Here is an 8,495-nt window from a genome sequence, read left to right as displayed (position 1 = left end):
GGGTGATGGTGGTCGGCTGGATGACGGCGGGCGGGGTGGCCAGGCCGGTGGGCTGGGGCATGGTCGGGAGCTTGGGCCGAAACATGGGCGGTTCTCCTTTCGCGGCGGGCTACTTGACGGCGGTGTCGATGACGGGAGCGAAGAGGCTGTCGGCGAGGAGGTAGCCGCCGAGGAGGAGCACGCAGATCAGCCACCAGGGCGGGCGGACGAGCTTGACGCCGAGGTAGCCGACGGCGAGCAGGGCGAACCAGAGGGGGACGTCCACGGACGGTGTCTCCTAAGCGACGCGGCAGCGGTGGGTGCGGGCGGCGAGCTGGGCGGCGGTCTGGCTGGAGTAGTCGGCGGACCAGCCGCAGCGGTCGGCGGTGCAGACGGCGGCGTGTGTGATGCGGCCGTTGCGGTCGCGGTGGGTGCCGATCTGCACGGGGCCGATCCGCATCAGGGAGTGGAAGTTGTCGCGGGCGGGCATGGTCTGATCTCCCTTGCGGTCAGCTGAGGTGGGCGGCGATGGCGTCGGCGAGGTGGGGCGGGACGCCGAGGCGGGAGCGCAGCGTGTCGGGGTCGATCGCGGAGCCGGTACGGGCGCGGTACTCGTCGGCGACCTTGCGGGCGTGGTCGACCAGGACGGCGGGGACCTGCGGGGGAGTGGTGACTTCCGCGGTGGGGACGGGCGCCGCAGCAGGCTCGGGCGTGGCTTCCGTGACCGATACGGGATCGGCGTCCGGCAACGGCAGTTCGTGCGAGTGTGCGGCGTCCGGCATCGAGGTGATTGGTGCCGGCGGAGCCGTCTCCGTCTCCGGGGCAGGGGAGTGCGCGAGGAGCGTTCCCCCGAGGAAGGCGAGCGCGGGCCATCCGGCGATGCCGAGGCGGAGCAGCGCGGGCGGGTCGGTCAGGTCGAGGAATCCGGCGGTGGCGACGTTGGCGCCGAGCGAGGCGAACAGCGCAACGACGAACCAGCACCAGGCCAGCCGGGACGGTCCCTCACTGCGCAGGCGTCGCCAGGCGGCGACCAGGAGCAGATCGACGCTGACCGGGTAGGCCCAGGCCTTCCAGCCGTTCTGTCCGGCCGCGGCGGCCAGGTCGTGCAGGTGGGCGAAGGACAGGGCCCCGGCGATGACGGCCTGAATCAGGACCGCGTCGACACGGAGGCCGTGACGCCCGCCCATCAGGAGTCACCGGGGTAGGCAGGGCCGCCGTCGGGGTCGTAGTCGTCCGGGAACAAGCCGGGCGGCGGCTCGGGCAGCGAGACGGCGAGCGACGGGCTGACGACGGCCACGAAGTCGAGGTCCGCGCCGACCGTGTCGGCGTACAGGGCGAGTTGGCCGAGCAGGAGCACGGTCCGGGCGAAGTCCTCGCAGTCCGGGCACATGACGGGATCTCCCTTCTCTGGGCATGGCGGGGTAGGGACTTGGCGCGAAGGCGGTCGCGCCTGCCGTGGGGACGGGGCAGGGATCAGGCGGTGGCCGAGGAAGCCTTGACCAGCGGCATGAGCGCAGAATCAGGCGCGGAGCCGGGGAGGGCGGGCCGGAACGGGGCCAGCTCGGGCAGGTCCGGGGTCCGGTCGGCATGCCGGTTGCAGATGTTCACGGCCTGGCGGAGCGAGGTGTGCGGGGCGCGGATACGGTGCCATCCGCCGGAGGAGTCGCCCGCGATGGCGATCCCCCGCAGCTCGGCCGGGATCTGGATGGCGGCGAGGACGGCGTCCGGGGAGATGTCGCCGAAGGCCATGTTGGCCGAGGTCTCGTCGTTGACCCGATGGGCGGTGCGGCCGGTGAGCTGGGCGCGGAGCATCGTGATGCCCTTGCCGAGTTCGGAGCCGAAGCGCTGCCCGCAGATTTCGAGGTAGATGCCGGCCGCGCGGCCGAGCTGGGCGAGGCGGACCAGAGCGGTGATGATCCGGTCCCGGCGCTTTTCCTCCTCCTTGTTGGCGTACAGGGCGAGTTCGGCGACCTCGTCGACCAGGACCACGACCGGAACCGGGCGCAGGTCGTCGGGCAGGTCCCAGATGTCGGCGGCGATCTCCGCGTCCGGCACGTCGGACGTGATCCGCTGCTGGGACCGGATGAGCTGATAGACGCGTCCCATCCTTTCCACGAGCGCGTCGAGCACTTCCGCGGCGGTGTCGGGATCGTCGGCCAGCGCGGAGAAACGGCGGCCCAGCGGGAACAGTTCGACCCCCTGCTTGCAGTCGATGCCGACAAGGGCGACGTCCATCGAGGCGAGCCCCGCGACCAGGTTGCGCTGGTAGACGGACTTGCCGGACTCCGTGGCGCCGAGGGTGAGGGCGTGAGGTACCGCCCGGTAGTCGCGGTAGTGCACCGAGCCGTCCTCCCGCAGGGCGACCGGCACCCGCATCGGCCGTGAATCGGTCTCGGCAGGCATCTGCACCCGCTTGAGTACGTCGTAGCCGGTCATCCGCACCTCGACGACGCCGGAGCGCAGTTCGCGTGACGTCACGCCATACATCGAGAACGAGTGCCGGAGCCGGTCCGAGGCGGCGGCGATGTCGAAGGCGTCCTGTCCGGGGCGGAGCTTGAGCCGCAGGACCAGGCCGGTACGAGTCGGCCGCAGCCGCAGGATGCGCGGCGGACGCGCCTCAGGTATCGGCCGGTTGGCGGCACGGGCGAGGGCGAGCCGCCACCGTGCGGGTGGGACGGTCAGTCCGCACGCGTCCATCACCGTCCGGTACCGGGCCAGGACCCGTAACACGGCCAGCGTGACCCCGAAGGTCAACCAGTACCAGGCGGGGCGCCGCCACCGCAGGAGACCCGCGGCGGCGACGACCAGCACCAGAACGACCGTGAAGCGGGTCATGATCAGGCCGCCTTGGACCCTGCGGCGACGGCAGCGCCAGCGAGCGAGGTGACCGCGACCGCGCGGAACGCGATGCCGTGCCGGCGCTGTCCGTTGAAGTCATTCTCCCAGGGGCGGGCGATCAGACCCGTGAGCGCGACCGGCGTACCCATGGCCAGCTCACCGGAGATGCCCGGCTCCGGGACGGTGATGGACAGGATCTCCACCTCCTCGTTCGCCGCGAACATCACGTCCACGGTCATCAGCTTCGCCCCCGTCTCGGCGTCGGTGGCGATCTCACCAGTACGGCGGTCACGCACCTTGACCTGCGGAGACTTGGCGACCACCACGACCGCACCGGAGGTGTCGACGGGAATCTGACGCACAGAGATCACTCCTCTATATATGCTAAACTCCGTCACTCATGTATAGGAGTGACATGAAGAAGAATGCCTCACTCCTGTACATGAGTCAACCCGCCACGAAGAAGAACTCGCGACGGGCTGAGCAAAGTTGAGTGGGCGTCAGTCCTCGGCAGGGATCCTGTACTCGAAAACGAACTGGTCAGCGGCCATGAGGGTGTCACACACCTCGACCACGCGACCCGCGGTCGTACGAGCCTCCCGGATCAGGTGAACCACCGGCGCACCCGGGCTCAGCGCGAGCTCCGAGGCCTCCGCCTTGGAGGCCGGCCGTGCCTGCACCGTCTCGACGAACTCGGCGAACTCGTGCCCGTGATCTTCGAGCCGGGCGTAGATGCCACCGCCGCCGGGGTTCTCGGCGAACAGCTCGGGGATGTCCTTCACGACGTCCCAGGGCAGGTAGGACGTGGCGGTCTCGACGGGCGTGCCGTTGCGGAAGTAGAGGCGCCGACGCGCCAGCACCTGAGTACCGGTGGAGACGCCCAGGCGTGCGGCGGCATCCTCAGGCGCCTCCAGGGGCCCGATGTAGAGGACGCTGACCTTGGCGGTGGCCCCGGACTGCGCGGACTCCGCGAGGTAGGCCGCCTGCCCTCCCCGCCGCAGCGAACGCCGGAAGCGATCGGAGGAACGGTGCCGCACAGGGGGCCGACTCTTCACGATCGAACCCTTGCCGTGCCGGGTCTCGACCAGCCCGCTCGCCCGCACCTCGACCATGGCCTTACGGATCGTTCCGCCGGCGACGCCGTAGCGCTCCACCAGTTCCGATTCACTCGGCACCATGTCGCCGGGCTTGAGAACCCCCGCCCGGATCTGCTGCACGATCTCGTCCGCGATCTGTACGTATCGAGGCCCGGAACCGACCCCACCCGCCGCAGTTCCCATAGTCCTTCCCTGCCTCCTATGCTCCTCTATATGAGTCAACCACAGGAAGCGACACCGCCCCCGCTGCACTCCGTGTCCGTTGCCGGAGTAGTGGTGCGCGAGGACGGCCGCCTCCTGGCGATCCGCCGAGCCGACAACGGCAACTGGGAGCTCCCGGGCGGCATCCTCGAACTCGACGAGACCCCCGAGGCCGGCGTCACCCGCGAGGTCCTGGAGGAGACAGGCATCCACGTCGAGGTGGACGAACTCACCGGCGTCTACAAGAACATGACCCGCGGCATCGTCGCCCTGGTCTTCCGCTGCAAGCCGTCGGGCGGCACCGAACGCACCTCCACCGAGTCCACGGCGGTCTCGTGGCTTACCCCCGATGAGGTCAACGACCGCATGTCCGAGGTCTTCGCAGTCCGACTCTTGGACGCCCTGGACGGCAACGGCCCCCACGTCCGCAGTCACGATGGCAAGCGCCTGATCCCAGTGGGATAAGACTTTCTCTCCATCATCAAGGCCCGCGCACGGCGCGGGCGCGCGCCGCCTCTGCGGCGCGGCCTGCCTCCTGTCTTCGCCCCGGCTGGCCGCGCCCGGCGGCGCGCTCGGCGGCTGCGGGCAGAAGTAGCGAGACACCCTCTGTGGCTGAGGACGGTCGGCTCCACGGCTTTAGGCAGCCACTTTGGGGCGAGCCTCGAAGATCATGGCCCCAACGTCGTGCTTTAGCGGGCAGGTCCAAAGACTGCCCGACGCGCCGGAAGCTTACGGGGCCATGATCACTCGCCCCAAAGCAGCTCCAGCCCAAAGCCGCTCCGCCGACCGCTTCGCATTACACGGCGCGGACCTCAACGGCAGTGACGAGCCTCCTCGACCAGCCCGACCATTTCTTAAAGTGATTGAGTAACGGATACTTCGATCGGATTCCTACCTGACACCATTTGCGCTTGAATTGATCGCCCAAGCCTTGTTTGCCAATGGTCAACACCTAGGCGGGATTCTCGAATCTCAACACACCGTCCGATGTTCTTAATCGCATCCACTCGATCACCAGTACAGTATTGACACAGTGCAAGTTTCTCCAGGCAGAGGCCCACTCGATCGTGACTCGGACCGAAGTGTTCACGCGCAATTTCATAGGCCCTTTTCAGCCATTTCAGCGCTGCGCGATATTGACCTAGATGCATTAGGGCGCTACCGAGATTATTGTAGTCGGGAATCAATTCAGGATGCTTTTCGCCATACACCGCGATGTCGATCTTGACAGCCCGGAGAGCGACTCGAGCCGCATCCCCATTCAGCCCGAGATGGCTGAGGACTACCGCCAGGTTCGTTAGTGTAGTCGCTACATCCCGATGACTCTCGCCCAGTACCTTCTCCTGCTTGGCAAGGACTTCTTCAAGCTTTTTCCTGGCAGTGGAAAACTCTCCCCGGGCAGTCCAGGTCCGAGCCAAATTTGCCTCGGCAGTAAGCGAACGAGTACTGTCTACGTCTCTAAGAGCTTTGTGAATCTGCAACGCCTTATCAAATGCCTTGGCAGCCGCTGCATGGTCTTCCAGCTCCATTAGAGCCAAGCCAGCGTTGTTCCAGTCTCGCGCAGCGGCAACATGAACGCCGCCGGAGATCTCGTTATCGATCTCTACAGCTTTGAGTGATGCATCCAAAGCGGCAGAGAAGTCCCCTGAGTCGAAATGTGCAAGGGACAGATTGCAGTAGAGAGTAGCAAGTTCGTTCCTTGGGTCTTCTGCCGAGTGTTGGGTGATGAGTTCAGTGAAGTCGACTACCGCGCCATGCGTATCTCCGTATTCTCTACGCATATTAGCGATATTAGCAGCCACTGCACGCCTGACGTGCTGCGCTCCGTCCTCATCGCCCATCGCCCTAGCCAACTGCTTTACACGATCCAGTTCATGGATTGCCGCTTGAAATTTCCCCTGCAGGCCAAATACGGCGGCACGTTTAGCATAGAGTGGAATGGTCGAGGTTGCATCTGCCTCCTCTTGTTCCGCCAGGCGGATACTGGAGTCAATAAAGTCGAGTGCCTCGGTCCATCGATCCATTTGGGTCAGCGCCTCGGCCAGCGTCGCATGGGCGAACAAGCGGGCGTCGAGCTCGCAAGAGGACTCAGCTTCCGCGAAGGCAACTGCCTTCTCCGCATACGTGAGGCTACTCTCCTGCATGCCCACCTGGGCTAGATGCATTGAGATTGAACAGCAAAAGGCTAGCCGGATCGGCGAGCGAGCGTTCTGCTCTTCCAGCCAAGCAATGAAAGCCTCAAAGTGCGGCAACATCTGACGATAGTGCGGCCAGTATTGCGAGTCGACCGGGTTTAGGCTAGCAACCACATTGAGCAGTTTCGTAGCCATATCAATTACCGTACGTCGATTCACTTCAGGAAGAAACTGTCGCACCAGGGCTTGAGTCAATGAATGGCAGTGGATACCCCCAGGCTGCGTCTCAACCAGGGAGAACTTCTGCAAACTGACAATACAGTCATGAAGTGTGAGTTCATCGTCGAGTTCCTGAATCACTCTAGCGGATTCCTCGGAGAGCTGTTCGAGTTCTTCCGCGACCACGGCTCGAAGAGATCTACGGCCAGTAGGCGTACTCTCAGGAACGTCGCTGAAGCCGTCCGATTCCCGGTCCGCACTCAGGCCAAATAGCTCAGTTGGGAAGTCTTGAGGGGCTACGTAGGAGAGCACTTGAAGCAGGAACAGGGAAAGGGGTTGGTCATTTTCAAGGCGGTCCAACGTGATTGCCAATGCTGCTGCCAGTCCAGCATGTTCGGGCGGCGCCGCTCGGCTGAGTAGGTCTTTCGCCCTGCTGCGCAACAGCTCAGTATAAGTATGAGTGGCAATACCAGAAACACTCATGTAGCTGGCTGCTTGTTTGAGGGCCAAAGGTAGACCCCCCAGCGCCTCATTCAGGCGCGTCAGCTCGCTATCTGGCACGCTTGGAAGCATGGATTTAAGAAGCTTATTAGCAGCTTGTGGAGATAGTGGCTCGAGGCGCAGTGTCGGCACGTGCGTAGTCCAACGTTGGTCCACGCTAGAGATCAGGAATCTAGTGGCTGATTTTCTTGGAATGAATCTGATGAAGTCCTCTTCCGCGGGGGCGCCATCAAGCAAAATGAGCCCTCTGTGCTTATGGAAGAATTTCTTCATTTCATCCAGTGCCGACGCAGACGTTGGCTTGGCTAGCCCCTTCTCTTCGGCGAAATCTGAGAGATCCGCTACAGTCGAGGCCCATGAATCCGCCCTCACCCACCACACAAATTCATAGTGGCCGACATTCTGCCACGCATACTGCGCCAAGACCTCACTCTTACCGATTCCACTGATTCCAACAACGGCTTGACAAGGATTTCCGGAGTCTTCCGTTGAGACAGTCTCCCCAATCTGCCTGATGACGTCATCTCGACCTGTGAATTCGGGGCTGGGCTCACGAGTCCATAGGTTGGAGGTCTGTGGATCTGTCGCATTATTCCCTGCTGGAGGCTTCGAGATGGCATCAACTACATCCTGGCGCGTTACACGCCTCCTCTCAATAGTTGCCTCTCTAATCGAGGATGGAGTTAGTGCATCTGGGCGCGCCAATCGAATAGATGAAAATCTCCGGTGGTCAAAGTCTCTTGACTTAAGTGCGACCAAATTTACAATTGAGTCCCATGCGGATACCGCGTCAACATCCGTCAATCCTGCAGCACGCAGTGCCGGCTCCACAGTGTTGACAATGTGGTATGCACGGATTGAAACACGATCTGGAACGCTGAATTCCGCACTCAGTGCCTCCAGAAATGCACGTGCCTCGTCCGAGCTGCAGCCAAGTCTTCGAGACGCAGGTTCGACGAATGGTGCAAGTCCTTGCACGTCATCGGCGTTGCAAGCCTGCGCGAAAGTAAGAGCCGAATCCCTGCCAGCTTTCATTGCCGCGTTCGTTACGAGGCGACAGCGCATTTCAGGAGATTCTTTCCACCGTTCGTAGAGTTTGACCAATCCGCCACGATCCCACAAATCCGAGAAGGGCCAGGGGCCGAGTTCGAGCTCTCGATGCTTTACTGATGTCAGTTCGTACGTATCGTTAGAATATTCAAGAACGAAATCGGCATGCCACTCGCAGATAACAGATCGCAGCGTCGCGTCTTCGAGCATTGCAATGCAATGCCGGGCCGCGCATTGATATTGAAAGTTATAGCGCGATGCGGTGTCAGTGCCTGAATCTTCGACAGGCGTGTTGATGAGCAGTTGAGTTAGCTCCGGAACATCGTTAGTGGTCAACTTCTTGCTGCCCCTAGGTTCATCTATATCTAAAGCCCAGCTGCGTGGTTGACGGTCCGCACCAGAGCTCCGTCAGCCAGCGATGTCACTCCGCTACCTCTGTCTGTGACGTCGCAGGAACAGCATGCCGTGTACCGAG

9 protein-coding genes and 1 pseudogene are annotated in these 8,495 nt (G+C 63.2%); 1 reads left to right on the top strand and 9 read right to left on the bottom strand.

What is annotated here, in order from left to right; genetic code table 11:
• The 8 genes and pseudogenes from FNH09_RS48845 to FNH09_RS25025 form a co-directional block, all read right to left on the bottom strand.
• Positions 1 to 85 (bottom strand): annotated as a pseudogene (locus FNH09_RS48845) (SpdD-like protein); the annotation flags it as partial.
• Between the two features lie 24 nt (positions 86 to 109).
• Positions 110 to 265 (bottom strand): hypothetical protein, encoded by a 156-nt coding sequence (locus FNH09_RS47770; RefSeq protein WP_202919750.1) that lies wholly within the window; start codon positions 263 to 265, stop codon positions 110 to 112.
• Positions 266 to 277: 12 nt separating this feature from the next.
• Positions 278 to 469 carry a mobile element transfer protein gene (locus tag FNH09_RS25050; RefSeq protein WP_152891734.1) on the bottom strand — a complete coding sequence of 64 codons (192 nt, stop codon included), beginning with the start codon at positions 467 to 469 and terminating at the stop codon, positions 278 to 280.
• A gap of 19 nt (positions 470 to 488) precedes the next feature.
• Positions 489 to 1,166: a DUF2637 domain-containing protein gene (locus FNH09_RS25045; RefSeq protein WP_152891732.1), complete on the bottom strand. Its 678-nt coding sequence runs from the start codon at positions 1,164 to 1,166 to the stop codon at positions 489 to 491.
• Positions 1,166 to 1,369, bottom strand: coding sequence for a hypothetical protein (locus FNH09_RS25040; RefSeq protein WP_152891730.1), 204 nt, complete (start codon positions 1,367 to 1,369; stop codon positions 1,166 to 1,168). The genes FNH09_RS25045 and FNH09_RS25040 overlap by 1 nt, the downstream gene beginning before the upstream one ends.
• 83 nt (positions 1,370 to 1,452) lie before the next feature.
• Entirely contained in the window at positions 1,453 to 2,814 is a 1,362-nt protein-coding gene (locus FNH09_RS25035) for an FtsK/SpoIIIE domain-containing protein (RefSeq protein WP_152891728.1), read from the bottom strand.
• Positions 2,815 to 2,816: 2 nt separating this feature from the next.
• Complete coding sequence (locus tag FNH09_RS25030) at positions 2,817 to 3,179, bottom strand: SCO3933 family regulatory protein (RefSeq protein ID WP_162469059.1); 363 nt, start codon at positions 3,177 to 3,179, stop codon at positions 2,817 to 2,819.
• A gap of 138 nt (positions 3,180 to 3,317) precedes the next feature.
• Positions 3,318 to 4,097, bottom strand: coding sequence for a GntR family transcriptional regulator (locus FNH09_RS25025; protein WP_152891726.1), 780 nt, complete (start codon positions 4,095 to 4,097; stop codon positions 3,318 to 3,320).
• An 18-nt stretch (positions 4,098 to 4,115) separates the two neighbouring features.
• Here FNH09_RS25025 and FNH09_RS25020 point away from each other — a divergent pair, with 18 nt between their 5' ends.
• Positions 4,116 to 4,580, top strand: coding sequence for an NUDIX hydrolase (locus FNH09_RS25020; RefSeq protein ID WP_162469058.1), 465 nt, complete (start codon positions 4,116 to 4,118; stop codon positions 4,578 to 4,580).
• 389 nt (positions 4,581 to 4,969) lie between these two features.
• Here the strand turns inward: FNH09_RS25020 and FNH09_RS25015 are convergent, their stop codons facing one another.
• Entirely contained in the window at positions 4,970 to 8,356 is a 3,387-nt protein-coding gene (locus tag FNH09_RS25015; RefSeq protein ID WP_152891724.1) for a dsDNA nuclease domain-containing protein, read from the bottom strand.
• Positions 8,357 to 8,495: the final 139 nt, after the last annotated feature.

The sequence above is a fragment of the Streptomyces adustus genome (assembly GCF_009377175.1).
Taxonomy (GTDB): Bacteria; Actinomycetota; Actinomycetes; order Streptomycetales; family Streptomycetaceae; genus Streptomyces; species Streptomyces adustus.
Note: the sequence above shows the minus strand (reverse complement) of the source record. Positions and strands in the feature narration are given on the sequence as shown.

What these genes read in the sequence shown, in the direction of transcription:
- FNH09_RS25035 (WP_152891728.1), bottom strand. Translation starts at nt 2,814, where the DNA reads ATGACCCGCTTCACGGTCGTTCTGGTGCTGGTCGTCGCCGCCGCGGGT.
- FNH09_RS25050 (WP_152891734.1), bottom strand. Translation starts at nt 469, where the DNA reads ATGCCCGCCCGCGACAACTTCCACTCCCTGATGCGGATCGGCCCCGTG.
- FNH09_RS25045 (WP_152891732.1), bottom strand. Translation starts at nt 1,166, where the DNA reads ATGGGCGGGCGTCACGGCCTCCGTGTCGACGCGGTCCTGATTCAGGCC.
- FNH09_RS25040 (WP_152891730.1), bottom strand. Translation starts at nt 1,369, where the DNA reads ATGTGCCCGGACTGCGAGGACTTCGCCCGGACCGTGCTCCTGCTCGGC.
- FNH09_RS25025 (WP_152891726.1), bottom strand. Translation starts at nt 4,097, where the DNA reads ATGGGAACTGCGGCGGGTGGGGTCGGTTCCGGGCCTCGATACGTACAG.
- FNH09_RS25020 (WP_162469058.1), top strand. Translation starts at nt 4,116, where the DNA reads ATGCTCCTCTATATGAGTCAACCACAGGAAGCGACACCGCCCCCGCTG.